Here is a 23,951-nt window from a genome sequence, read left to right as displayed (position 1 = left end):
TGGCGTAACTGGAGTGCCCTCAACGGCAGTTGAGTTTGGTGTGAAGAAAAGCAACAGCCTCGCCGAGGGCCCCGACGGTCTTGTCTACACCGCTCGCCTGCCGCTGTCGAGCGCCACCTTGAACTGGCTCAGCTGCCTGATACGCGGCCACCTGGGGAAGATCGGGTCGCGGTGGCGGGCCCTGTCCGCGGGGAGGATCGCCGGGATCGTGCTGGCGGTGCTGCGCTGTGACCAGCGGCCCGGCGATCTGGCCGGCGGGAACGGGGTGCACCGCACCACGGTGTCCCGGTGGGTGCGGGAAGTCGTCGGGCTGGTGGCCGCCCGCGCCCCGCGCCTGGACCGCGCACTGAAGAAGATCGCCCGATCGGGTGGCGGGTGGTCCTGCTGGATGGCTCCCTGATCCGCACCCACCGCCGCACCGGGACCGAGAACCGGAAGAACTACTCCGGCAAGCACAAATGCCACGGCCTGCTCGTGATCGCGCTCACCGACGACAAGGGCCGACTGGTCTGGGTGAGCGCGGTGAGGCCCGGACGCACCTCGGAGATCACCGCCTGCCGCCACGACAAACTGACCGCCCACCTGCGCGCGGCCGGCCTCGGCGCGATCGCGGACCTCGGCTTCGTCGGTCTCGACGCTGGCGGCTCGGACGCGGACCCGGCGGTGATCACCGGCTACAAGGCGGCCCGCAACCGGCCCCTGACCAGGGGCCAGAAGCTGTCTAACAAGGCGCTAGCTGTATTGAGCCGCAGCGTTGTTCACACGGCTGATCGGTGGCTGACCGCCGAGTGCGGTGTGGCAGCGGTGGTGGTTGTAGGTGTGTAGGAAGTCTGCCAGGGCTGCGGTGCGTTCGGTGTTGCTGGTGTAGGGCCGTACGTAGGCCCATTCGTCGAGCAGGGTGCGGTTGAAGCGTTCGACCTTGCCGTTGGTCTGCGGCCGGTAAGCACGGGTGAGCTTGCCGGTCGCGCCGAGGTCGGTCAGGGCCTGCTGCCAGGCGAAGCTCTTGCGGTAGGGCCAGGCGTTGTCGGTCAGGACCCGCTCGATGCGGTCGATGCCGAAGGTGGCGAGGAAGGCCGCGGCCCGGCGCAGGAAGCCGGCGCAGGTGGCGGCCTTCTCATCCGGGTGGATCTCGCTGTAGGCGAGGCGGCTGTGGTCGTCGACAGCGGAATGAACGTAGTCGAAGCCCATGTTGCTGCGCCGGGCGCGGCTGGCCTGACGGCCCAGCGTCCGGTGGCCGCCGCCGTCGGGGATGCGGCCGAGTTTCTTGACGTCCACGTGGATGCGTTCGCCGGGCCGGTCGCGTTCGTAGCGGCGGATGACCTCACCGGTGGGCCGGTCCAGGTGCGCGAGCCGGTTCAGGCCGTGCCGGGTCAGGATGCGGTGCACGGTCGAGGCGGGCAGGCCCACGATCGGGCCGAGGCGGGCGGGGCCGAGTTTGCGGTCCTGCCGCAGTCGGCAGACCCGGGCTTCCACGGTTGCCGGAGTGCGGTGCGGGGTCGTCAGAGGACGGCTGGAGCGGTCCTGCAGCCCCGGCTCGCCTTCTGACTGCCAGCGGCGGACCCACTTGTGGGCCGTGGCACGCGAGATTCCCATCTCGGCAGCCACATGAGCGACCGGCCGACCAGAGCAGACACGTTCGACGAGCAGCCGCCTGCCGTGAACAGTCAGGCGGGCATTACGGTGGGACACGAAGACCTCCGTGCGGTGTGTTCCTAGACAGCTCCACCACATCGGAGGTCTTCGCCATGATCAAGACCCGCAGCGTCAACAACGCTCGTGATCAATACAGCTAGCCGCGGTCCGGGCCCCGGTCGAGCACGGCTTCGCGCACCTGAAGAACTGGCGCGTGCTGGGCAAGCTCCGCACCGACCCGAGGTGGGCGACCGCGCTGGTGCGGGCCCTGCTCGTCCTGACGAACCGGGAAGTCGCCCGCTGACCGGCGATCTCCACCGATCGTTCTGGCTCTCGCCCGGGCCTACCACCGGCGGCGTCGCCCTTGCCTGACGCAGGGCGGGCGCCGGGTTCAGACGTAGGTCCTGCGCCACTGGTCGGCCGCGCCGAGAAGGGTCATGCCGGCGGAGGTGTAGGCCTGCAGGGCGCCGGTGTTGTGGGTGTCCACGTCGACGCCGACCGTGCGGTGGCCGCGGGCGCGGAGGAGGCTGAATGCGGTGGTGAGGAGTTGGGCGCCGAGGCCGTGGCGGCGGTGGGCGGGGTGGACGCCGAACCAGGCGATCCAGGCGCGGTCGACGGGGTCGCGGGCGATGAGGGCACCGGCGGGGACGCTGTCGAGTTCGGCGAGGAGCCACAAGTCGGGGTTGTAGCCCTCGCGTCGGCGCTGGGCGTGGTGGAAGGCGTCGAAGTCCGGGTGGGGGTACTCCGGGTCGTCGGTGAAGGCCTCGTTCAGCACGGAGTGGACGGCGCGGAGGTCGGTCCCGTTCCGGGCCGCGCGCACCGCGGGCGCGGGGTGCTCGGGGAAGCGGATGACGTCCAGGTCGACGGTGAGGCGGCTGCTGCTGTCCACGACGGTCCAGCCGCGGCTGAGGAGTTGGTCGTGGGGGAAGCAGCCAGGAAGCTGATACAGCGTCACCGGCCTGTCAGGGGTCGGCAAGTCGTGGGCGGCCCAGACGTCGAGGCGGTCCAGGAGCGTCGCGGTGACGGCAGGTGCGTCCGGGGACGGGGCGACGACCAACTGGGCACGCAGCTCGCCCGGCTGAGGCGCGGGATGGAGGGCGGCGAAGCCGAGCAGGCCGTCGGGCCCCGACGCGGTCCACGTGCGGGAGGGCAGGTCCAGGCCGGGGGCAGCCAGCATGCTGCGCGCCTCGGCGGGGCCGGACTCGCGGCGACCGACCGTCGCCTCCTCGTCCCGGCCGAGCAGTTCGGCGAGGGCGTCGACGTCCGCCACGGAAACGGCTCTCCACTCCATTCCGGCACTGTCGCAGGACGAGGCGTTGGCCGCCAGCGGATTTAGGCGGCGCCGCGGCAGTGGGCGACGATGAGGGAGGGCGCCCACGCCTGCTCGTCCTCACAAACGGGGAAGCCGCCCGCTGACCGACGATCTCCACCGAAGTCACCCGCCCGTGACCAGCATGAGTACCCCGGAGCCGACGCACGCCAGGCCCGTTACCTGCTACTTCACGATGCACACCACTCAATGGTGAACAAGGCCCGGTCCAGTAGAAGTTCCCGCTCGGTCCCGGCGCCACAGCGCCATGTCGAGGGCGTCGAGGGCGTCGAGGGCGTCGAGGGCGTCGAGGACGAGCTTGGCCCGTTTGCTGGTGGCAGCGGACCAGCCCACGATCGCCCGGGAGAACACGTCCACGACGAACGCGACGTAGACGATCCCGGACCAGGTGGCCACGTAGGTGAAGTCGGCCACCCACCGCTCGTTAGGACGGGACGCGGTGAAGTCGCGTTGCAACAGGTCGCTGGCCCTGTCGTGGCCGTCGTCCCGGATGGTGGTCCGGATCTGTTTCCCGCGTCGGGCGCCTTGAAGACCGAGGTCGCGCATCAGCCGGTCGACGGTGCAGCGGGCCACCGGTATGCCCTCGCGATGCAGCTGCCGCCAGACCTTCCGGACCCCGTAGACGCTGAAATTGTCCGTGTGGACCCGGCGGATCTGCGTCTTCAGCTCCGCGTCCCGGACCGACCGGGGGCTGGAGGCACGGTTCTTCGCCGCGTAGTAGGTGCTCGTTGCGATCCTCAGCCCATGGCTGGTCAAGACACGGCAGATCGGCTCGACTCCGAACACCTTGCGGTGTGCGTCGATGAACGCTACGAGCGCTTCGACGGCCGGTCGAGCTCGGCCGCGAAGAAAGCCGACGCCGCTTTCAAGATCTCGTTGGCCCGCCGCAGTTCGGCGTTCTCGGCCCGCAGCCGCTTGATCTCCGCGGCCTCCTCGGACGTGACGCCTGGTCGTTGGCCGGCGTCTACTTCGACCTTGCGAACCCAGGTCCGCACCGTCTCCGCCGCACCGATGCCCAGCTTGGCTGCGACTGCCCTCATCGCGGCCCACTCGGTCGGGTAGTTGGGACGGATCTCCGCGACCATGCGTACCGCGCGCTCACGAAGCTCGGGCGGGTAAGAGGACGGACGTGCCATGGCTCGATCCTCTCAGACGTCATCCGCTTTCCGAACGTGATCGTTTAGTTCGGGTGGGTGGGCATGAACTCCCGTTGGTGGCGGGAGAGATGGGCGTGGTTCGTCCGCTCGTCTGGCTCGTGGAGGTCGCTGGTGGCGTCGGTGCTCGGTCTGCTGGAGGCCCGGGAGAAACAGGTCCGGGAAGAGATCGCGGGGCTGCGAGAGGAGGCCGAGCGGGTGCAGGCCGCGCTCGGTGAGGCGGAGGCTGTGCTTCAGCGGTTGGTGGATGCCCGGGTGACAGTGACCGAGGTACTGGCCGGGGCCCCTTCGGTGGCCCCGGAACCGACGGGAAGCACGGTGGCGGGTTCGACGGTGCCCCGGCGGGAGTCGGGCATGACAGCGACGGCCCTCGCGCCGGACTACCAGCGGATCTTGTCGGTGCTGGAGTCTGAAGCGGGCCGGGAGGGCATGCGCTGCCAGCAACTGGCCATCGCGCTGGGACTGGAGGCCGTCCCGGCGAAGGTCGAGGGGGTGCGATCGAAGGCGAAACGCCTGGTGGAGCGAGGATGGGCACTCCAGGTGCGGCCAGGAGTGTTCACCGCGCTCGCGGTGCCGGCCCTCTGAAGCCGCCCGGGCGGCGTCCGGCCAGGCGACCGCTCATGAGCATGGTCATCGACCACAGCACCATGGCTTCGTGCATGACCGGCAGGGTTTCGTAGTCGCGCACCAGACGACGCGAGCGCATCAGCCAGCTCAAGGTTCTCTCCACCACCCACCTGCGCGGCAGCACCACGAACCCCGTCGTGTCGTCGGTGCGTTTGACGATCTGCAGGGTGAGCTGGGCCTTCTCGCGGGCCCAGTCGACGAGCCGGCCGGCATAGCCGCCGTCCGCCCACACCAGTCGGATGGAGAAGTACTGCTGTCGCAGCCGCTGAAGCAGCGGGACGGCGGCGTCGCGGTCCTGGACACTCGCCGCGGTCACTGCGACGGCCAGGACCAGGCCGAGGCAGTCCACCACCAGGTGCCGCTTACGGCCGGCCACCTTCTTGCCGCCGTCCCAGCCCGACGTCTCGCGCGGGATGTTCGCCGCCGCCCGCACCGATTGCGAGTCCACGATCGCGGCCGTCGGATCCTGCGTGCGGCCCTCCTTCTCCCGGACGCAGTCGCGCAGCCGGTCGTGGAGTTCAGCGAGCAGTCCTGTGACCTGCCAGCGGCGGGCGAAGACATGCACCCGGCGATACGGTGGGAAGTCCGCGGGCAGGTTGACCCACTTCACGCCGTTGTCCACGACATAGCGCACTGCGTCGAGCATGACGCGGTGGCAATAGCCTTCCGGCCGCCCGCCGCGTCCCTCCAGCCAGGCCGGAACCGGAAGCAACGGCCGCACGAACCGCCACTCCGCCTCCGTCATGTCGGAGCCATAACTCGAAGCGCGGTCCGGCCCGTCCGCCGCGTTGCCGAACCTGTGCGCGAGGCAGTCACACGACGGTGGCAACGAGTTGGACTCCACGCACGCGGACGCGAAAGACTTCGGCAACAGGGCCTCCTGGTACTCGGTTGGGATCGCACCCCCGAACTACCAAGAGGCCCTGCTTCCATGGGCCGGCCCTCACGCGATCACCCGATCAGGAACCCTGTTCGACCAGTCCAGCCCCGTAATCGACAAGCGGATGACGTCTAAAAGGCCCTTCAGCTGCCGGACGACGCACTGCCACCGACCGCTCCTGACTCCGTACATGGGACGAAACCCGCCCGATCCCCGACAGGGCGTCCACGGTGCCCCTGCCGAGACGAGAGCCGGATCCCGTCCAGACCCGGTCGCCCGACCGAAGCACGTCGCCCCGCGTCCAGCGCCCCCGACACAACTGACGAACCATCGGAACATGCGTCATTCGTGCGTCAGGAATCACCGCCGTATGCCGCACACGGCACGCGACCGGGCCTCCAAATCCCCGCAATCCGCAGCTCAGGCGGCATTCTTCACGTCCACCTGTTGCAAGCACGCCAAACAGGTGGAACAGCCGATCGCTCCCCAGATACCGCAGGTCAGGCGCTTTCTCGGAGACGCTCCAGCACCGCGACGCACTCCACGTGCACGGTCATCGGGAACACGTCGACTTCGAGGGGCAACCTGATACGCGACCGGCATCTCGCCCACACCTTGTACTCCTGAGCGAAGTACCCACGGCTGCCAGCCGGCTCTGCCCTTCCAAAGCAGCTGGTCCATGTCGCGCGCCCAAGCTTGCAGATCGCAGCCATACTGCGCCGGAGCCGCCCCTTCGGACCGTGGTTCTGCGACCATGACCCGGGGGCGTCTCGTGATCGGGAGATACCGGTAGGCACTGATCAACCCACCGCCGCGTCGCCTCAGCCGACCGAGCCCGCACAGGACGAATTCTAAGTGCGAGGACAGCGCCACGGTTGTAGGGCCGGGCCGAAGAAACCGCCCTGTCCTCCGCCAGCGCCGGATCCATCCCTGGCGCGATCCGATCAGGACAGCTTCTGCGGCCCGTCGTCGCCTCTCGAAGCAGCGCCGAGGCCGTCATCGTCGTCCAAGCGCGACATCCGAGCAGCGCTCATCACGACGAACCTTCGAACCAAGATCCGGACCATACCAGGACCAGCCCTCCGCAGCTTGTGACGCTCGGCGCCGTTTTCGCTGGTCAAACTGCACCTGAGCTGTGTACCACAAGCAGACCAAGAACCTGCTGGTGTCGTACTCGCCGCGGAAGCTGGGCTTCTTCTAGGGCCGGGCTTGCTCCCCAGGGCATTCCGGTGCCGGGGCGGTCGGCGGCCCCGGCACCGGTGTGTCATGCCTCGTCGCGCAGGCGGGCCGCCAGGGACGTCAACGACTCGGCCTCCTCGGTGTGGCCCAGGGCCGTCAGACGGGCGATCGCGGGGTCGAGGCGGGCCAGGGCGGGAGCCGGGCGCTCCAGGTAGATGCCCTCCACGGCGCCCGCGAGGCGGACGCACTCGGCCCACTCACCGGCGTGGTCGTCCCCCTGCCCCGGATCGCCGAGCAGGGTGAGGGCCCTGTCCAGGGCGGTCAGCGCGTCCTCGTACTCGCCCGCGTAGGCGTTCACCCGGCCGTGCTCGTAGGCCAGGGCGCTGTCCAGGGAGCGGCCGTGCGCCTCGTACTCGGCGGCGCGCGCCTCGTCGGCGATGCGGGCCGCGTCGGCGAGGAAGGCGCGGGCGGCGGCGAGGCCGTCGGAGCCCTGCTGCTGGGCCTGGAGCCGGGCGAGTTCGCGCAGGCAGTTGCTGAGCATCTCGTAGCGCGGCGCCTGGGCGTGCGCGGTGAGTGCCTGGTCCGCGGCGGCGCGGGCCCGGTCGAACTCGCCGGACTCGCCGAGGAGTACGGCCGTCTCCGCGGCGATCATGGCGTGGCTGCCCGGGTCGTCGTCCCAGCCCGCCGATTCGGCCGCGAGGGCGACGAACTCGGCCGTGGCGGCCTTGATGTCCTCGCCGGTGCGCAGGGCGCGGGCGCGGGTCAGCCGCAGCTGGGCGACGAGCCGGTCGTCCAGCTCGCCGGAGGCCACGTCCGGTTCGGTCAGCAGGGAGTCGAGCAGGGCGATGCAGTCCTCGACGCGGCCGAGGTCGAGGCTGAGCTGGGCCGCGTTGCTGTAGGTGCAGAACGCGTCCATGCGGCTGCCGCGGCGCAGGTCCGTCTCCGCCGAGCGGGTCAGGTGCCGCAGTGCCTCTTCGGGGCGGCCCAGGTGCATGCAGGCCTCGGCGAGGTCGCCGAGGAGCCGGGTGGGGTCGACGATGTCGGCCGGCCAGTCCGCGGCCAGCCGCAGGCCCTCGGTCAGATCCGCGTACGCCGCCTGGGCGTCCCGCAGGCCGAGCTGGAGCCGGCCGCGCAGGCCGAGCGTGCGGGGCAGGTGCCAGGCGGGGCCCTGTGCCCTCAGCCGGTCGAGGAGGGCGTCGATCTCGGTGACCGCCGTGGGCAGGTCGCCGGCGACGGCGTGGGTGCTGGCCCGCAGCAACAGGGCACCGGAGACCTGTCCGGCGAGGTCGTGGCGGGTGGCGAAGGCGTGCAGCAGCTCCACCTCGGCGTGGGCCGGCGCGATGTGTTCCTCGCTTCCCGAGGTCTGCAGGCGGACGGCGAGCGCGGTCGCCCGCAGCCGCAGCAGCCGGGCCTCCTGGTACGGGGCCAGGCCGGGCGTCTCCTCGTGCAGCCGGACCATGGACGCGTGGGCGGCGGTCAGCGCGGCGACCCGCGTCTCGGCGCCGTCCGGGCCCTCCGGGGGGATCTCCGCGGTGGCCAGCAGGGCGCAGGCGCGGGAGACCGCCGCGTCGGCCGGTTCACCGGCGTCGTCGTAGAGGGCCGCGGCCTCCTCGTGGAGGGCGGCGGAGTCGGCGAACTCGTCCTTGATGCCCGCCCGGTTGGCGTCCTCGGCCAGCAGGTCGGCGCGCAGGCGGACGAGCGGGCCCACGGCCGGGTCGTCGGGGTGGCTGTAGTCGGGCGCCGCGAGGAGTGTGCGCAGCCGCGCCCAGCAGGCCTGTGCGTCCGGGTGTCCCTGTTCGTCCAGGGCCCGTGCCCGGAGGATGAGTTCGGGGAGCGCGTCGGGGACGGCGGTGGTCGTGCGGGCGGTGGGGGGTGCGGGGACCGGGGCGGTCGCCGCCACGTCGTCGAGGGTGCGGGTGCGCAGGGTGAGGTCCAGCGCGTCCAGGAGCGGAGCCCGGTCGAGGCGGGTCCGGCGGCGGTCGGCGTGGGCCGTGGTCGCGTTGCGGGCGTCGAAGCGGGCGGCGAGGTCGTCGGCGCGGCCGCGCACCTCGGCGCGCAGCCCGGCCACCGTCCAGGCGCGGCCCGCGTACCCGGCGGCGGGCAGCTCTCCGTGGCCGAGGGCCTCGACGCGCTGGAGGAGGACCTCCACGCCGGTGAGGAAGCCGAGCTGGTCCAGCGGCGAGTCGACCTCGTCGAAGAGGTTCCGGTTCTCGGCGAGCAGTTCCAGACCTCGGGCCTCGTTGCCGGTCAGGGCGCAGAACTCCAGGTGGCGGCCGACCTCCTGGGCCATGGAGGGGTTGCGGCGGCAGCTGCGGTAACCGACGAGGTGCAGTTCGCGGGCCCGGTCGGTGGCGCCGGTGCGCAGCAGGGGCAGCAGCGCGTACGAGATCGAGCGGGCCGGCTCCTCCTTGCAGGACTCCTTTCCGGCCAAGACGGGCTCCCAGGCGGCGAGCGCCCGTCCGTCGTCGCCCGCGGTGAGCTGGTACAGGGCGCGCTCGCAGATCTCGCAGGCCTCGCAGTCGCTGAGCCGGGTGCGGGTGCGGGCGGCCCACAGCTCGTAGGCGAGGGCGGTGTCCTCGCCTACGTGGGCGGCGAGCTGGTACGCCTGCCCGTAGTACGGCTGGAGGCCGAGGCCCTCCTTCTCGTACCGTTCGCGCATCTCCGTCTGCCACTGGCGCAGGCTGGCCAGCGGGATCTCGGGCAGCTGGAGCAGGGCGTTGGCCACCCACTTGAAGCGCCAGAACAGCGTGTGGCGCAGCCGCTCGTCGAAGACGTCGGGCTGTTCGTCGAAGAGGGTGAGCAGGCGGGCGAAGACGACCGGCGACTTGCGGGGTTCGGCGCCGTAGGTGTACGCCTCCTGGAGTTCGAGGAGCGCGTGGATCAGCGGGACCGGCTCGTCGAACTGCTCGGCGGCGTCGACGAGTTCCTCGGCGGTGACGGTGCGGGTGCGGCCGTAGGGGCGCCGGTCGTTCTCCTGGAGCGCCTCGTACAGCTCGTCGGTGGTCTGAGGTGAGGTCGTCATCGTCAGCTGTCCTTGCGGAGGGCGTGGGCGAGGAGGTCGAGGAAGGAGCGGTTGATGAGGCTCGACTCGGCGGGCCTGAGGGGGCGTCGGGAGAGCATCGCGGCCTGCCCGTAGAGGGCTTCGGCGCTGGTGCGGGCGAGTTCGGGCTCGTCGATGGTGACGGCGGTGCGGACCAGCGGGTTGAGCTGGTTGAGGATCAGCTGGGCCCGCGGTGCCTCCTGGCGCAGGGCGCCGAGGATGTCGCCCCACAGGCCGCCCTCCTGCTCGCGGGCGAGCTGGGAGCGGGTGCGCTCGTGCCGGGCCTCACGGCTGTCGACGAGGAGGGCGGGGGCGGAGGCGGGCTGGAAGGTGCGCAGCGCGACGTCGCAGTCGAAGACGGCGAGGGCGTCGCGGGCCTGGGCCAGGTAGGCCGCGGCGGCGAGTTCCGTCTCCCGGTCGACGGGGTCGAGGTGGGCGGTGAGGGTGGCCGGGTCGAGGTCGGCGACGCTGACCTCGGGCCGGATCTCGGGCAGCCGGTGGACCAGTTGGCGGTCGTAGGTGTAGCCGCCGTTGACGACACCGAGGCCGGCCGCCGAGGCGATGGCCGCGACCTGGCGGAACTCCTCGACGCTGGACGTCACGAGCACGGTGCGGTGGGTGCGCGCGAACTCGTCGAGGGTGCAGTGCCCGTCGGTGGTCTCGAACGGCAGCCAGGGCAGCAGCATCCGCAGGATCTCGTCGTCGTGCACCGCGAGCGACTTCACGGCCAGGTGGTGGGCCTGGAGGAAGCGGTTGAGCAGTTCGGGGTCGCTGGCGGCGGCGCGGGCGATCCAGGCCCGCAGCCGTTCGGCGAGGGCGTCACGGACCGCCGCGAGGGTGTCGTCCTCGTACAGGGCCTCGCGGGACGCCGTCGGGCGCAGGCTCTCGGCGTCGACGACGCAGCGTACGAAGAACGCCCACTCGGGCAGGATCTCCTCGGCCTGCTCGGACAGCAGCATGCCCTTGACGTGCACGCGGTGGCCGTGCCGCCGCCCGGCGGGCACGGCCTCGGGCAGCACGCAGGCGATGCCCTTGAGGCCCACGGCCGGCAGGTCCAGTTCGATGGTGTCCAGCGGGGTGAATCCGAAGACCTCCTCGCCGTACGCGGCCAGCGCGCGGGAGCGGGCTCCGGGGGTGGGGTACGTGCGCGACCAGGGCGCGGGCTCGGGGTTGACGGGCACGCTCGTGCCGCCCGAGCCGTCGTCGAAGGTCACCGGGTGCCGCAGGAGCGAGCCGAAGTGGCGTGCCAGCGCGTGCACTTGGACGGGCCGGGTCCACTCGCCCGCGTCGGCGCGCGGCGTCAGCGTGACGGTGGTGCCGGGCCGGGGGCGGGCGGATGCGGGCAGGGTGCGGACGGTGTAGCTGCCGTCGCCGCGGCCCCGCCATTCCACGGCTGGCGCGTCCGGCGTGCGGGCGGACCGGCTGACGACGTGGATCTCGTCGGCGACCAGGAAGCAGGAGAGCAGGCCGATGCCGAACTGGCCGATGAAATTCGCGCGTTGCTCGGCGACCTGCTCGGCGCGCTTGCTGCTGCGGCCGATCGTGGCGAGGAAGGTGTGCACGTCGGCCTCGGTGAGACCGACGCCGTCGTCCTCGACGCGTACGGTCGTGCCGTCCGCGTACAGGCGGATGCCGAAGTCGCCGCGGGGCTCGATGGCGTGTCGTGCGGTGAGGGCGTCGACCGCGTTCTGCAGGAGTTCGCGCAGGTAGACGCGAGGGCTGGAGTAGAGGTGGTGGGAGAGGAGGTCCACCAGGCCGCGGAGGTCGACCTGGAAGGTACGGTCGGTGGCGGCCTGGTCGGCGGCGTTGTGGCGCAGGGGCATGGGTCAGTCCGGAGTGAGGAGAACGGCGGAGTCGGGCGGTGGTCCGGGCGGGACCGGCCGGGGCGGGCGGGCGGAACGGAGTGGCCGACGGCTCAGAAGGCCTTTCAGAAGGCCTTGCGGAAGCGCACGTACGCGTTCTCCGGATTCGCCATGAAGGTCCACGGCCATTCGGTGTACGCACCGTCCAGCTCGCGGAAGACGTTGGAGGCCTTGCTGCTGCCCGCCAGCGAGAGCGCCATGGCGAACATGTTGTAGTCGCCCTGCCAGCCGAGGCGGCGCTCGTACGTGTGATGCAGGATGCTGCGCTCCGCGGCCTCTCTCAGCTCGGCCCGGATGCGCGGCTGCTGCAGACAGTCGCGGTTGTCGGACTCCACCCACTCCTCGATCCGCGCCATGGCGACGACGCATCCGAGGCGGTGCCCGTCGGGCGCGGCGGCGAAGGCCTTCTGGGCGAACTCCAGGGCCTGGCCGGGCTCTCCGCCCCAGCGGGGCTGGAGGTGCGACACCCATTCCAGATGGATGTCCAGGTTCAGCGGATCGCGGCGCAGGCCGGCCGCGAGCCGGGCCTCCTGGACGCTGTCGTCGACGGACATGCCGCGTCCGGAGGTGAGCAGATGGCGCCACGGCGTGACCCAGTCGGGTCGCAGTTCGGCGGCCTCCAGCAGGTGCTCCTCGGCGATGCGCAGCCGCTCGTAGAAGGTCTGCCACTGCTCGCGGCTGACGTCCACGGCACGGGCGGACGTACGCGCCTCCCAGCCCCAGTTGACGTGGCGCGCACCCGAGATCAGCAGGGCGGTCGCCCGCAGCTCCTGGTCGCCCTTGTCCTCCTCGGCGGCCCGGACGATCCACTCCTCGACGCCGTCCACCACGGCCAGTTGCCCCAGCACCTCCTGCTCGCGGCCGAGGTCGAAGGGGGCCAGCGCCGTCTTGACCGCCGCCCAGTCACCGTTCTCGGCCGCCTCGACCAGCGCAAGCACCCGCGCGTCCCCCAGCGCGCGCAGCTTGTAGATCCCGCCTTTCCGCCGACGGGGTGCGGGAAGGACGTGCGAATCCGCCGCCGGTCTCTCCGCACTCCTGCCGAACAGCTTGCCCAACATGCCGCGCCCTCCCCTGGCCCGCGTGATCGTTCGGTGCAGCATAAACGTCCCCACCGACACCGCTTCCACAGGGTTTTCACGGGCGCCCCACGGCACCGCCCCGGCTCCGGCCGACGCCGGGGCACACGCATCGCCGGCGTGCGCCCTATCCCTTCGGGGCCTGCCCGCCGACCGCGCGCAGCACGAACGGCAGCAACCGGTCCGCCGCCGCCCGTGCCGTGGTCTCGGCGATCTCGTGGGGCGGCTGCGGGGCGAGCGTGAACAGGCTGACGACCGGGCCGATGACCAGGTCGCCGACCAGGTCGCGGTCCTCCAGGGGCGGAATCTCACCGCGCGCGACCGCCCGCTCGACGATCACGTCCACACGCTCGCGCACCGGCGCCATCAGTGCCGCGGTGAGCGCCTCGGCCAGGGCGTCGTTGTGGGCGGCCTCGCCGATGAGGGTGCGGATCAGCTGACCGCTGCGGCCGGTCAGCGCGACGGCCTTGTCCCGGAGGAGGTCGCGCAGGTCGCCCGCGAGCGTCCCGGTGTCCGGCTGCGCCCCGAGGTCGCCGGCGTAGGCGGCCACGGCGGCGATCACCAGGTCCTCCTTGGAGGACCAGCGGCGGTAGAGGGTTGCCGTGGAGACACCGGCGCGGGCCGCGACGGCGGCCGTGGTCAGTCCGCCGTACCCGCTCTCGGCCAGGACGGCGAGCGTGGCCTCCAGCAGCGCCCGGTCCCGCGTCGCGTCCCGGGGCCGCCCCCGCTGCGGTACGGCGTCAGTCACGCGTCAGTCCCGGGGCGTGCTCGGCGAGGGCGTCCGCCGGCGCCCCGGCGGCGGCCCTGAGGAGGGCGGGGGGACTCATGGACGTACGCGCTGAAGCACTGACGGAAGCGGAGGAACGCTCGGAACTCATGGGTCACAGAGTAACGGGATACAGAAACGAAAAGCTTTCGTTTCGTTTATGCTCGCCCGCATGTCCTCCTCCACAGATCTGGCATGCCCCGACACGGCGTCCCGCGCCGTCTCCCGCCTGAACGCCGCCTTCGCCACCGGCCTGACCCGCCCCCTGGCCTGGCGCAAGTCTCAACTCCGCGCGCTGCGACGGATGCTGACCGAACACGAGGAGGTGTTCGCGGCAGCCCTGCGCGCCGACCTCGGCAAGAGCCGCACCGAGGCGTACACCACCGAGATCGGGTTCGTGGTCAACGAGATCGACCACACCCTGCGCCATCTGGACCGGTGGCTGCGCCCGCGCCGGGTCGGCGTGCCCCTGTCCCTGGCACCCGCCCGCGCCCGTACCGTCCGCGAGCCGTTGGGCACGGTGCTGGTCATCAGCCCCTGGAACTACCCGCTCCAGCTGGCCCTGGCCCCGCTGGTCGGCGCGCTCGCGGCGGGCAACTGCGCGGTCGTCAAGCCGAGCGAGCTGGCCCCGGCGACCTCGGCCGCCCTGGCCGAATGGCTGCCACGGGTGCTGAACCCCGAGGCCGTCGCCGTCGTAGAAGGGGGCGTGGCTGAGACGACAGACCTGCTGGAACAGCGGTTCGACCATGTCTTCTACACCGGCAACGGCACGGTGGGACGGATCGTCATGGCTGCCGCGGCCCGGCACCTCACGCCCGTCACGCTGGAGCTCGGCGGCAAGAGTCCGGCCGTCGTGGAGCCGGGTGCCGATCTCGCCACGGCCGCTCGCCGCATCGCCTGGGGCAAGTTCATGAACGCCGGGCAGACCTGTGTCGCGCCCGACTACGTGCTGGCCGTCGGCGGTACGGCCGACGGCCTGACGGACGCGCTCGGCACCGCGATCCGGGAGATGTACGGCGCGGACCCGGACGCGAGCGCGGACTACGGCCGGATCGTCAACGAGCGCCACTTCGACCGGCTCGCCGCGCTGCCGGCCGGCGGCCGGGTCGTGGTCGGCGGCGAACACGACCGCTCCCGGCTCTACTTCGCCCCCACCGTCCTCGCCGACGTGGACCTCGACGCGCCCGTGATGCGCGAGGAGATCTTCGGGCCGATCCTGCCCGTCGTGCCGGTCCCCGACCTGGACGCGGCGATCTCGTTCGTCACCGCGCGGGAAAAGCCGCTCGCCCTCTACGCGTTCACCGCCTCGGCGGCCTCCAAGCGCCGCCTGATGACGGAAACCTCCTCCGGCGCCCTGGCGTTCGGGGTGCCCAACGCCCATCTCGCCGTCCCCGGGCTGCCGTTCGGCGGAGTCGGCGAGAGCGGCCTGGGCCGCTACCACGGGACGTACTCCATCGACACGTTCAGCCACGTCAAGGCCGTACTCGACAAGCCGCGGCTGCCGGACACCCTGCGGCTGGCGTACCCGCCGTTCACCCGCGGCAAGGACCGGATCATGCGCCGGTTCACCTGACCCCACCACGAAAGGCCGTCACGCACGTGAGCACAGCAAGCCGGGCCGCGTTATCCATGCGCAACTGGCGCATGGCGAAGCGCCTGTACGTCGTCCTCCTCATCCCCGTGCTCGTCGCGCTGTCCCTCGGCGCCCTCCGGGTGAAGCGCTCGATCGACACGCTCCAGGACGCCGAGGACGCCGTACGGGTCGCCCAGCTGGTGCAGGCGGCCAACAAGTACGCCAGTGACGTCATCAACGAGCGGGACGTGTCGGTGGTCCCGCTGCTCCGGGGGAAGCGGTCGGACAGCGCGATCACGAAGGCACGCGCGATCACCGACCAGGACCGCGAGGACTTCGACGCGGCGGTGGCGGACATGCCGCGGTCGCCCCGCCTCCTCAAGCGCGTCGCGGCCGTCCGGACCGGCGAGAAGGCGCTGACGGAGCTGCGCGAGAACGCCTTCACGACCAGGCTCCCCGGCGTCACGACGGAGGAGAAGTACCACCTGGTCCAGCATCCCCTCATGGAGCTGTCGAACGAGCTGGGGTTCGGCAGCAGCAACCAGGCGAGCTTCGGCCGTACACTGTACGCCCTGTCCCTCACCCAGGCCGCGGAGTCGCTGACCCGGGCCATCGGCCAGCGCCTCCTGGTCCAGGACCGCGGCGATCTGGCGGGCGGCGAACTCGACGTCCAGCTCGCCACGTTCCGCTCCTATGCCTACCTCCAGCAGGTCGCGCTCCAGGAGTTCGCCGGCGCCGGCACCGACGAGGACATGGACCGGCTCGACCGGGCCCTGACCGCCGCGCGGGAGAAGGGGGAGGCGCTCGCGTCCGATGCGGCCCGGCAGGCCGCGGACGCCGGGAAGCCGTTCGTCGCCCCGCCGAAGCTGGAGGAGATGACCGAACGGATCTCGTCCGGCGCCACGGCCGCGCAGTTGCGGACCGAGGGGATCACCGCCGAGTCGTTCTTCACCGCCTCGACGCTCGCCTTCGACGCCTACCGCCGCGTCGAGGTACAGCTGACGGACACGGCGCTCGCCAAGGCCGAGGGGATCTCCGACGACGCCCGGCGGGACGCGGTCGTCAACTCCGTGGTGATCGTCGCCGCGGTCGTCCTGGCCTTCCTGCTGGCCATGTGGGTCGCGCGCTCGATGACCCGCAGCATGCGGCGGCTGCGCGCGGGCGCCCTGGACATCGCCCAGCAGCAAATGCCCGCGCTGGTCGAGAAGTTGTCGCAGCCGCGCCCGCATCCGGTGAACGCCCGGGTCACCCCCATCCCCATCGGCACCAGGGACGAGATCGGCGAGGTCGCCCGGGCCTTCGACCAGGTCCACCGCGAGGCGGTCCAACTCGCCGCGGAGCAGGCCCTGTTGCGCGGCAACGTCAGCGCCATCTTCACCAGCCTCGCACGCCGGTCGGAAGCACTCGTCGAGGGACAGCTGCATCTGCTGACCGACCTGGAGAAGAACGAGGCCGACCCCGACCAGCTGGAGAACCTGTTCCGCCTGGACCATCTGGCGACCCGTATGCGCCGCAACGGCGAGAACCTGCTCGTCCTCGCCGGGGAGGAACCCCGGCACCGGTGGGACCAGCCGATGCCGCTGATCGACACCGTGCGGGCGGCGGCGTCGGAGGTCGAGCAGTACGAGCGGGTCCAGATCTCCGGCATCCCCGACACGCTCGTCCACGGCCGGGCGGCGACCGACCTGGTGCATCTGCTGGCCGAACTGCTGGAGAACGCGACCGCGTTCTCCTCCCCGCGCAGCCCGGTACGCGTCACCGCCGCCCGGCTCCCGGACGGCCGCGCCATGGTGGAGATCCACGACGAAGGGGTCGGCCTGACCCCGCAGGACTTCGCCGAACTCAACCGCAAACTCGCCGACCCGCCGACCGTGGACGCCGCGGTCTCCCGGCGCATGGGCCTCTTCGTGGTCGGCCGACTGGCCGAACGGCACGGCATCCGCGTCCAGCTGCGACCCGCCCGGGCGGAGTACGGCGCCATCGCGCTGGTCATGCTGCCGTACACCACGCTGGCGGACGAAGGGGCGCCCGCCTACGGCAACCTCTGAGACGACAGCACTCCGACCGTTCAGCGCCACGGGCAGGGGTGTGGGGGGGGCGGGGCGAACCCATTCATCGGGTGGATGAGCCGGATACGGGATTCGGATCGCGGGAGGGATGGCGCCGGCCCGGCCCGGCCGCCCATAGTCGTCCCACCGCACGCCGCTGTCCGGACCGACCGCAGAGGTGCGGCAGCCGCCACCGGCGGACGTCCCCCGCATGCCGTGCGCCGTCGGCGCTCCCCCCGGCATGCCCAGCTCCCGCACCTGTCCTGGAGTCGCCATGCCCGGTTCCGTGTCCCCGCACCCGTCCCCGTCCCCCACGGTGACGGAAGACGCCCCCGCGTCCCCTGTCGCCGTCGCGGGCCCGGCCCATCTGCTGCGCGTGACCCTGCTCATGGCGGGCAGCTGTCTGCCGATCCTCGGGGCGGTGCTCATCGCCCCGGTGCTGCCGAAGATGCAGGACCACTTCGCGGCGGTGCCCGGCGCCGAGGCCCTGGTGCCGCTGGCGCTGACCGTTCCGGCACTGGCGCTCGCGCTTCTCGCGCCGTTCGCCGGCGTCATCGTGGACCGGCTGGGCCGCAAACGGCTGCTGATCGTGGCGACCGTGCTCTACGCCGTGTTCGGTACGGCCCCGCTGTGGCTGGAGTCCCTCGGCGCGATCATCGCGAGCCGGGCGCTGGTCGGGGTCGCCGAGGCCGCGATCATGACGTGCTGCACCACCCTGATCGGCGACTACTACAGCGGGCGGCAGCGCGTGCGGTACCTCGCGCTCCAGACCATGTGCGCCTCCGCGTCGGCCACCGTCTTCTTCGTGCTCGGCGGGGCGGCCGGAGCGGCGGGCTGGCGGGTGCCGTTCTGGGTGTACGCCGTGAGTCTGCTGCTCGCACCGCTGATGGCGGCGGTACTGCCCGCACCGGCGGCGGTACGGGCGGCGCCGGCGGCGGTACGGGCGGCGCAGGCGGCTGACAGGTCTACGGCTGATGCGTCGGCGGCTGACGGCTCGGGCGCTGTCCAGGCCCGACGACCCTTCCCCTGGCGGCAGTTGGGCGGCGTCTGCACGCTCACCTTCTTCGGGGCGATGGTGTTCTACACCGTGCCGGTCGAGATGTCGTACCTCCTCGACGACCTCGGGGTGACGGACTCCGGTGTGATCGGGGCAGCCACCGCTGTCGCCAGCGCGGCGACCGTGGGCGGGGCGGTCGCCTTCGCGCGGCTGAGGCGTGTGCCCGACCCGCTGCTGCCGGTGGTGCTGATGGTGTGCGCGGCCGGCTTCGGGGTGATGGCCATGGCGGGGAACGCGGCGCTGCTGGTCGTCGGGGCGGTGATCAACTGCGTGGGTACGGGGATGCTGCTGCCGGCCCTGCTGACGACCGCGATGTCCCGGCTGGCGTTCGAGGACCGGGGGCGCGGGACGGGGTTGTGGATGACGGCGTTCTTCGGCGGGGAGTTCGTCTGTCCGCTGGTGCTGCTGGGCGGGGAGGCCGTGGTGGGGAGCCTCGCGGGTGCGGTGGGCCTTCTGGGAGGCGCCGCGGCTGTGGTCGGCGTAGGGCTCGGGACGCTGCCCGGACGGGCCCGCACGCGGTGAGCGTCCTTCCCCTCGCGTCAAGCGGTCGTCCTCGGTGCTGCCGCTGTACACGTGGTCGTCGCCGGACAAGACCGAGCGGCAGACGGCCGTCCGCTACTGGAGGCGGACGATCGAGATCAACTCCGACCTCGAATGCCCGCTGATGAACCGCGAGTTCAACCTGATGAACAGCGAGTTCGACGGCCGCCGCCCGGAGCGGGCCGCCGAGAGCGAGGCCACGTGCCGAGGAACGCGTCCCGGGCGGCCTCGCCCTGGCCGATGTCCAGGTGCCGGCGGCTACGGGCCGTGGTGCCGGGCGGGTTGAGGATGTGGCGCAGCCCGGAGGAACCCGTCGCCGCGGCCCGCGTCTTCACTTCCGGCCGACTCCGCCGTAGAAGCCGATCTGCTCGGCCCCGGCCGTCGGCGGGGTGTCCGGGCGCCAGAACGGGACCTGGGCCAGGCCGGGCTCGACGAGGTCGAAGCCGTCGAAGAACCGCTCGACCTCGGCGCGGGTGCGCAGGTTCATGCTGGCGGTCGCGTTGTTGTAGACGGCCTGGGCGTCGCTGCGCTCCGCGAAATCGCTGGTGGCGTGGGAGAGCACCAGGAAGCTGCCGGCCGGGAGCGCGTCGCGCAGGGCAGCGACGATCTCGGCGGGCTTCTCCGCCTCGGTGACGAAGTGCAGGATCGCGACCAGGAGCAGGGCCACCGGTTCGTCGAAGTCGATGATCCGGCGCACTTCGGGGTGGTCCACGACGCTCTGCGGGTCGCGCAGGTCGGCCAGCACGATGCTGGTGGAGCCCGCGCGGCTGAGCAGCGCGTCGCCGTGCGCCTTCACGATCGGGTCGTTGTCGACATAGGCGACGCGCACGTCAGGGGCCGCCGCTTGGGCGATCTCGTGCACGTTCGGCGAGGTGGGCAGCCCGGTGCCGATGTCGAGGATCTGACGGACGCCGCTGCCGACGACGTACTGGACCGCACGCCGCAGGAAAGCACGGTTGGCGCGGACCCCGATCCGTGCCTCGGGCGCGACGGAGACCAGTCGGTCCCCCGCCTCCTGGTCCACCTCGTAGTGGTCCTTGCCGCCCAGCAGGTAGTCGTAGATCCGGGCGGGGTGCGGCCTGCTGGTGTCGATCTCCTCGACGTTGCCGTCCTGCGTCACGTTGCACTCCATAAGTGATCGGCTGACGACAGTTTCACACATCAACTTCTGCGCAAGGAGATCGAGTTGGCTGGACGGTCGGCAGTCCCCGGACGGGCCTAGGCCAGCGAGAGGAAGAGCTTCTCCAGGCGGGACCGCATCTGCGCGGAGTCCCGCACCTCCGGGTCCTCGCTCGTCATGCACTGCTCCAGGCCGGTCGCGATGATCGAGAACCCGGCCCGGTCCAGAGCCCGGGAGACCGCCGCGAGCTGGGTGACGACGTCCTCGCAGTCGCGGCCCTCCTCGATCATGCGGATGACTCCGGCCAGCTGGCCCTGAGCCCGGCGCAGCCGGTTGAGCGCCGACTTCAGCTCCTCGGCGGACATGTCGAGTTGCACGCTTTTCTCCTCCTCTATACCCCCATGGGTATCTTACCCGTGGGGGTACAACACCTCATCGAAGGGTTCTGTTCCACGCCCACCCCCGTCGCCGTGCCCCCGTCGCCGTGCCCCCGCCCGGCGGGGTCGCGCACACCCTGGCCGCTGGGCCGCCACGCGGGCCTGCTCCTCCGCGCCGTGACCGACCGCTACGGGATGGCGATGCTCCTGGCCAAGCTTTCGCACCACCGGCCGGACGCGGACGCGGTGCCGTTCGGGGAGACGCCGCTGCGCCTGGCGGGGTGGGCCGCCGGACAGGGCCACGGACGCGGGGGTGAATCCGGCCCCCGCCCCCGGCCGTCTGGGTGCGGCCGGGGCCGTCGTCGCGTACCACTGAAGGGCACCGCTTCGCCGCGACCCGACGGAGAGCCATGACCGACGCCGACCCCCAGGACCCCGCCCCGGCCGACCCCCGGGATCCGGCCCCCGCCGCCTCCCCAGCCCCGGCCCCTCCCGATGCCCCCGCCGCTCCACAGGCCCGTGCCGCCACTCTGGTGCGCCACCCCAAGCTGTGGGTGCTGCCCACCATCCTGAGCGGACTGCTCGCCCTGCTGCTGTCCTTGCTCTACATGGGCGGCATCGTCAATCCGCAGGGCGACCTCAAGAATCTGCCGATCGCGCTGGTCAACGGCGACACGGGCAAGCCGCTGCCCGGGCAGCGGCAGAACCTGGGCACGCAGATCGCCCGGTCGATCCTCGCGGACACGTCGAGCGACAAGGCCGAGTGGCGGCGGCTGAGCCGGGCCGAGGCCCAGGACGAGCTCGACTCGGGCAAGGTCTACGGCGCGCTCGTCATCCCGCCCGACTTCACCGCCTCCGTCGCCGCGCTCACCACGACCGGCGCCGCCGAACGGCCGACGATCACCGTGCTGACCAACCCCGGCAAGGGCAGCCTCGGCTCGTCCCTCGCCAGTCAGATCACCACCCAGGCGGCGCATCAGGCCTCGCAGACCATCGGCAGGCAGCTGGTCCAGGCGGCTCCCCGGGCGACCGCCACCGACAGGCTGCTGCTCGCCGACCCGGTGACCGTCGCCACCCAGGTCGGCCACCCCCTCGGCAGCCGCAGCGGCCTCGGGCTGACCGCGTTCTACTACACGCTGCTGCTGGTGCTGGCCGGATTCATGGGCGCCAACGTCATCAGCAACGGCGTCGACACCTCGCTCGGCTACGCCGACAACGAGATCGGCCCCTGGCACACCCGGCTGCCCACGGTGCCGATCAACCGCACCCAGACGCTGCTGCTGAAGATGGCGATGACCGCGGTCATCACCCTGATCACCGCGTCCCTGGTGATGCTGGCGTGCGTCGCCTTCCTGAACATGGACGCGACCCATCTGCCGCTGCTGTGGATCTACTCGTACTGCGCCGCGCTGGCCGTCGGCATCGGTGTGCAGGCCATCAACGCCGCGTTCGGCGGCATCGGCCAGCTGGTCTCCATGTTCGTGTTCATCGTCCTGGGCCTGCCGTCCTCGGGCGCCACCGTCCCGCTCCAGGCGGTCCCCGGCTTCTACCGCTTCCTGTCCCACTTCGAGCCCATGCGACAGCTCAGCGACGGCGTCCGCGCGATCCTCTACTTCGACGCGCGTGGGGACGCGGGCCTGAGCCGCTCCTGGCTGATGATCGCGATCGGCGCCGTCGTGGGGCTGCTGTTCGGCTTCGCAATGACCGTCTACTACGACCGCAAGGGCCACAAACGCCTGACGCCGCAGCCCGCGTAACAGGCCGCGGCGCGACCGGGGCGCCGCGCTTGGCCGGAATCTGCGCAGGCGTGTCGCCACGGTCCCCTCGCCACCGGGCACGGCATGGGGCTCCCCCTCGAACACGACACTGTGGCCGAGCAGTTGCTCGGCCTGCTCACCCCCGACGTCGGCACGAACGGCCCGTTCAGGAGCCGACGGCTGAGGCGCGCCCCGTGGCTGCAACCTTCTCGCAACCTCCCGCGTGATGCGCTGGGGCGCATGGACGAGGAGACCCCGCGCGTCGAACTCACCCCCGCCGCCGCCGACCTGCTGCGCCGACTGCGCGCGACACACGGCCCGCTGATGTTCCACCAGTCCGGCGGCTGCTGCGACGGCAGCGCCCCGATGTGCTACCCGGAGGGTGAGTTCCGCACCGGCGCCTCCGACGTACTGCTCGCGGAGTTGGAGGTCGAGGGCGTCGCGGAGCCGGTGACGTTCTGGATGTCCCGCAGCCAGTACGCGGCATGGAGCCACACCAGGCTCATCGTGGACGTCGTCGAGGGCCGCGGCAGCGGCTTCTCCCTGGAGGCGCCCGAGGGCGTGCGTTTCCTGATCCGTTCACGCCTGGTCACCCCTTAGCCCTCCCCCGTACGGCCGTCGCCGTCTGGTGCGTCCCCCGTGGTTCCTGGGACAGTTGACGGGACCTCAGGGGGAACTGTGACGCTTCGTCAGAGTGGATGCCGGAGAGGGTTCCGGACGGGCAGACGGGTACTGACGCTTCTCATGGCATTCGGCGCGCTGGCCGGTGCGGCCCTGACGGGGGCGGCACCGGCCGGTGCCGTGCAGGCCCGGGCCGTACGGATCGCGTCGGGTGTCACCTATGAGGAGTACGACATCCAGGCGGCCAGGGGTCCGACGCACATCCACGTGATCCGGGCCGACCTGCGCGATCCGAAGGTCCGCCTGGACCTGCTGTACCCCGGCGCGGTGGCCGCGCGGGCGCCGGTCTCCCAACTGGCCGACGCCCAGGGCGCGGTGGCGGGGGTCAACGGCGACTTCTTCAACATCACCGAGACCCAGCATCCCGGCGTCGAGGCGACCGGCGCGAGCGTGGGACCGGCGATCGCGAGCGGGCGCGCCCTCAAGGCGGCGGTGCCGGACGGCCAGCGGTTCGGCCCGGCGCTGCCGCCCGGCACCTCGACACGGGACGTGCTCGGCATGGGTGTCGACCGGCGGCTACGGCTCGACGGCCTCACGCTGACCGGGAGCGTGCGGAGCTGGTCCGGCCGGCTGCCGCTGGCCGGGCTCAACCAGTACGCCCTGCCGGTGGGTTCGATCGGCGCCTACACCAGCGCCTGGGGCAGCGCTTCCCGGCTGCGCGCCACCTGCGGCACCGACACCGACCGGGCCGCCCCGTGCAGCACGGACACCTACGAGGTGACGCTCCGCCGGGGCCGGGTCGCGGCGACCGCCGACACCCCGGGCAGCGGAGCCATCCCCGCCGGCACGACGGTGGTCGTCGGCCGGGAGGAGGGTGCGCAGGAGCTGCGCAAGCTGTCCCTGGGTGAACCGGTACGGGTACGGCAGCGGCTGGCGGCGACCACGAGCCGGGTCCCGTACCGCTTCGCCGTCGGCGGCTACCCGGTTCTGACCGGCGGGGTGCCGCTGCCCGGCCTGGACGCCACGACCTCGGCCGTGCGCACCGCCGTGGGTGTCTCGGACGACGGCCGGCGTCTGCTGCTGCTCGCGGTGGACGGGGCACCGGCCTACCGCACCGGGCTGACCATCGCCGAAGTGGCTTCCACCCTGCGGGGGTTGGGTGCCGTCGACGGCTTCAGTCTGGACGGCGGCGGCTCGTCCACGCTGGTCGCCCGGGAGCCCGGCGGGACCGCTGTGACGGTCCGCAACCACCCCACCGGCGGCGCGGAACGCCCCGTCCCGAACGGCATCGGGGTCTTCTCGACCGGCTGAG

20 protein-coding genes and 2 pseudogenes are annotated in these 23,951 nt (G+C 71.8%); 10 read left to right on the top strand and 12 right to left on the bottom strand.

Going from position 1 to position 23,951, the window contains the following annotated elements:
* Positions 1 to 40 precede the first annotated feature (40 nt).
* Positions 41 to 400 (top strand): transposase family protein, encoded by a 360-nt coding sequence (locus DI272_RS46360; protein ID WP_258314836.1) that lies wholly within the window; start codon positions 41 to 43, stop codon positions 398 to 400.
* Positions 376 to 825 carry a transposase family protein gene (locus tag DI272_RS46355; RefSeq protein ID WP_258314835.1) on the top strand — a complete coding sequence of 150 codons (450 nt, stop codon included), beginning with the start codon at positions 376 to 378 and terminating at the stop codon, positions 823 to 825. The genes DI272_RS46360 and DI272_RS46355 overlap by 25 nt, the downstream gene beginning before the upstream one ends.
* Here the strand turns inward: DI272_RS46355 and DI272_RS42425 are convergent.
* The 4 genes from DI272_RS42425 to DI272_RS45805 all read right to left on the bottom strand — a co-directional run bounded on the left by DI272_RS42425 (position 733) and on the right by DI272_RS45805 (position 4,098).
* A complete protein-coding gene (locus DI272_RS42425; RefSeq protein ID WP_109500462.1) occupies positions 733 to 1,689 on the bottom strand; it encodes an IS481 family transposase in 957 nt (318 codons plus the stop codon). The two genes, DI272_RS46355 and DI272_RS42425, sit on opposite strands and share 93 nt — an antisense overlap.
* Before the next feature lie 334 nt (positions 1,690 to 2,023).
* A complete protein-coding gene (locus tag DI272_RS42420) occupies positions 2,024 to 2,902 on the bottom strand; it encodes a GNAT family N-acetyltransferase (RefSeq protein WP_258314834.1) in 879 nt (292 codons plus the stop codon).
* A gap of 246 nt (positions 2,903 to 3,148) precedes the next feature.
* Positions 3,149 to 3,748 carry an IS3 family transposase gene (locus tag DI272_RS42415; RefSeq protein ID WP_258314833.1) on the bottom strand — a complete coding sequence of 200 codons (600 nt, stop codon included), beginning with the start codon at positions 3,746 to 3,748 and terminating at the stop codon, positions 3,149 to 3,151.
* A gap of 23 nt (positions 3,749 to 3,771) precedes the next feature.
* The gene (locus DI272_RS45805; RefSeq protein ID WP_109500460.1) at positions 3,772 to 4,098 is read right to left on the bottom strand and encodes a transposase; all 327 of its coding nucleotides are present in this window, start codon (positions 4,096 to 4,098) and stop codon (positions 3,772 to 3,774) included.
* Positions 4,099 to 4,230: 132 nt separating this feature from the next.
* On the opposite strand from DI272_RS45805, the gene DI272_RS42405 reads away from it, so the two are divergent.
* Positions 4,231 to 4,701 (top strand): hypothetical protein, encoded by a 471-nt coding sequence (locus tag DI272_RS42405; protein ID WP_109500459.1) that lies wholly within the window; start codon positions 4,231 to 4,233, stop codon positions 4,699 to 4,701.
* Here DI272_RS42405 and DI272_RS42400 read toward each other — a convergent pair.
* The 5 genes from DI272_RS42400 to DI272_RS42380 form a co-directional block, all read right to left on the bottom strand.
* The gene (locus DI272_RS42400; RefSeq protein ID WP_181387479.1) at positions 4,673 to 5,488 is read right to left on the bottom strand and encodes an IS5 family transposase; all 816 of its coding nucleotides are present in this window, start codon (positions 5,486 to 5,488) and stop codon (positions 4,673 to 4,675) included. The two genes, DI272_RS42405 and DI272_RS42400, sit on opposite strands and share 29 nt — an antisense overlap.
* A 1,399-nt stretch (positions 5,489 to 6,887) precedes the next feature.
* Positions 6,888 to 9,824 carry a hypothetical protein gene (locus DI272_RS42395; protein WP_109500457.1) on the bottom strand — a complete coding sequence of 979 codons (2,937 nt, stop codon included), beginning with the start codon at positions 9,822 to 9,824 and terminating at the stop codon, positions 6,888 to 6,890.
* A gap of 2 nt (positions 9,825 to 9,826) precedes the next feature.
* Positions 9,827 to 11,665: an HSP90 family protein gene (locus DI272_RS42390; RefSeq protein WP_109500456.1), complete on the bottom strand. Its 1,839-nt coding sequence runs from the start codon at positions 11,663 to 11,665 to the stop codon at positions 9,827 to 9,829.
* 104 nt (positions 11,666 to 11,769) lie between these two features.
* Positions 11,770 to 12,762, bottom strand: a complete 993-nt coding sequence (locus DI272_RS42385; protein ID WP_109500455.1) for a hypothetical protein — start codon at positions 12,760 to 12,762, stop codon at positions 11,770 to 11,772.
* 145 nt (positions 12,763 to 12,907) lie between these two features.
* On the bottom strand, positions 12,908 to 13,528 hold the full coding sequence (locus DI272_RS42380) for a TetR/AcrR family transcriptional regulator (RefSeq protein ID WP_109500454.1): 621 nt from the start codon (positions 13,526 to 13,528) through the stop codon (positions 12,908 to 12,910).
* 190 nt (positions 13,529 to 13,718) lie between these two features.
* Here DI272_RS42380 and DI272_RS42375 point away from each other — a divergent pair, with 190 nt between their 5' ends.
* The 4 genes and pseudogenes from DI272_RS42375 to DI272_RS42360 form a co-directional block, all read left to right on the top strand.
* Positions 13,719 to 15,119 carry an aldehyde dehydrogenase family protein gene (locus DI272_RS42375; protein ID WP_219933877.1) on the top strand — a complete coding sequence of 467 codons (1,401 nt, stop codon included), beginning with the start codon at positions 13,719 to 13,721 and terminating at the stop codon, positions 15,117 to 15,119.
* Between the two features lie 71 nt (positions 15,120 to 15,190).
* Complete coding sequence (locus tag DI272_RS42370; RefSeq protein ID WP_109501325.1) at positions 15,191 to 17,167, top strand: nitrate- and nitrite sensing domain-containing protein; 1,977 nt, start codon at positions 15,191 to 15,193, stop codon at positions 17,165 to 17,167.
* Positions 17,168 to 17,441: 274 nt separating this feature from the next.
* Complete coding sequence (locus DI272_RS42365) at positions 17,442 to 18,746, top strand: MFS transporter (RefSeq protein WP_109500452.1); 1,305 nt, start codon at positions 17,442 to 17,444, stop codon at positions 18,744 to 18,746.
* Positions 18,747 to 18,768: 22 nt separating this feature from the next.
* A pseudogene (locus tag DI272_RS42360) lies at positions 18,769 to 18,963 on the top strand (hypothetical protein); the annotation flags it as partial.
* Position 18,964: 1 nt separating this feature from the next.
* On the opposite strand, the pseudogene DI272_RS45800 reads toward DI272_RS42360, so the two are convergent.
* From DI272_RS45800 to DI272_RS42345, 3 genes and pseudogenes are all read right to left on the bottom strand, one after another.
* A pseudogene (locus DI272_RS45800) lies at positions 18,965 to 19,075 on the bottom strand (sugar phosphate isomerase/epimerase); the annotation flags it as partial.
* A 20-nt stretch (positions 19,076 to 19,095) separates the two neighbouring features.
* Positions 19,096 to 19,884: an SAM-dependent methyltransferase gene (locus DI272_RS42350; protein WP_109501324.1), complete on the bottom strand. Its 789-nt coding sequence runs from the start codon at positions 19,882 to 19,884 to the stop codon at positions 19,096 to 19,098.
* 98 nt (positions 19,885 to 19,982) lie between these two features.
* Positions 19,983 to 20,261, bottom strand: a complete 279-nt coding sequence (locus DI272_RS42345) for a metal-sensitive transcriptional regulator (protein ID WP_097260934.1) — start codon at positions 20,259 to 20,261, stop codon at positions 19,983 to 19,985.
* Positions 20,262 to 20,671: 410 nt separating this feature from the next.
* On the opposite strand from DI272_RS42345, the gene DI272_RS42340 reads away from it, so the two are divergent.
* The 3 genes from DI272_RS42340 to DI272_RS42330 all read left to right on the top strand — a co-directional run bounded on the left by DI272_RS42340 (position 20,672) and on the right by DI272_RS42330 (position 23,950).
* Positions 20,672 to 22,018 (top strand): YhgE/Pip domain-containing protein, encoded by a 1,347-nt coding sequence (locus DI272_RS42340; RefSeq protein ID WP_109500451.1) that lies wholly within the window; start codon positions 20,672 to 20,674, stop codon positions 22,016 to 22,018.
* Positions 22,019 to 22,258: 240 nt separating this feature from the next.
* Complete coding sequence (locus DI272_RS42335) at positions 22,259 to 22,618, top strand: DUF779 domain-containing protein (RefSeq protein WP_109501323.1); 360 nt, start codon at positions 22,259 to 22,261, stop codon at positions 22,616 to 22,618.
* 144 nt (positions 22,619 to 22,762) lie between these two features.
* Complete coding sequence (locus DI272_RS42330) at positions 22,763 to 23,950, top strand: phosphodiester glycosidase family protein (protein WP_109500450.1); 1,188 nt, start codon at positions 22,763 to 22,765, stop codon at positions 23,948 to 23,950.
* The last annotated feature ends 1 nt before the right edge of the window (position 23,951 follow it).

It is taken from the genome of Streptomyces sp. Act143, from assembly GCF_003143935.1.
GTDB lineage: Bacteria > Actinomycetota > Actinomycetes > Streptomycetales > Streptomycetaceae > Streptomyces.
This window is presented reverse-complemented; position numbering and strand designations above follow the sequence as displayed.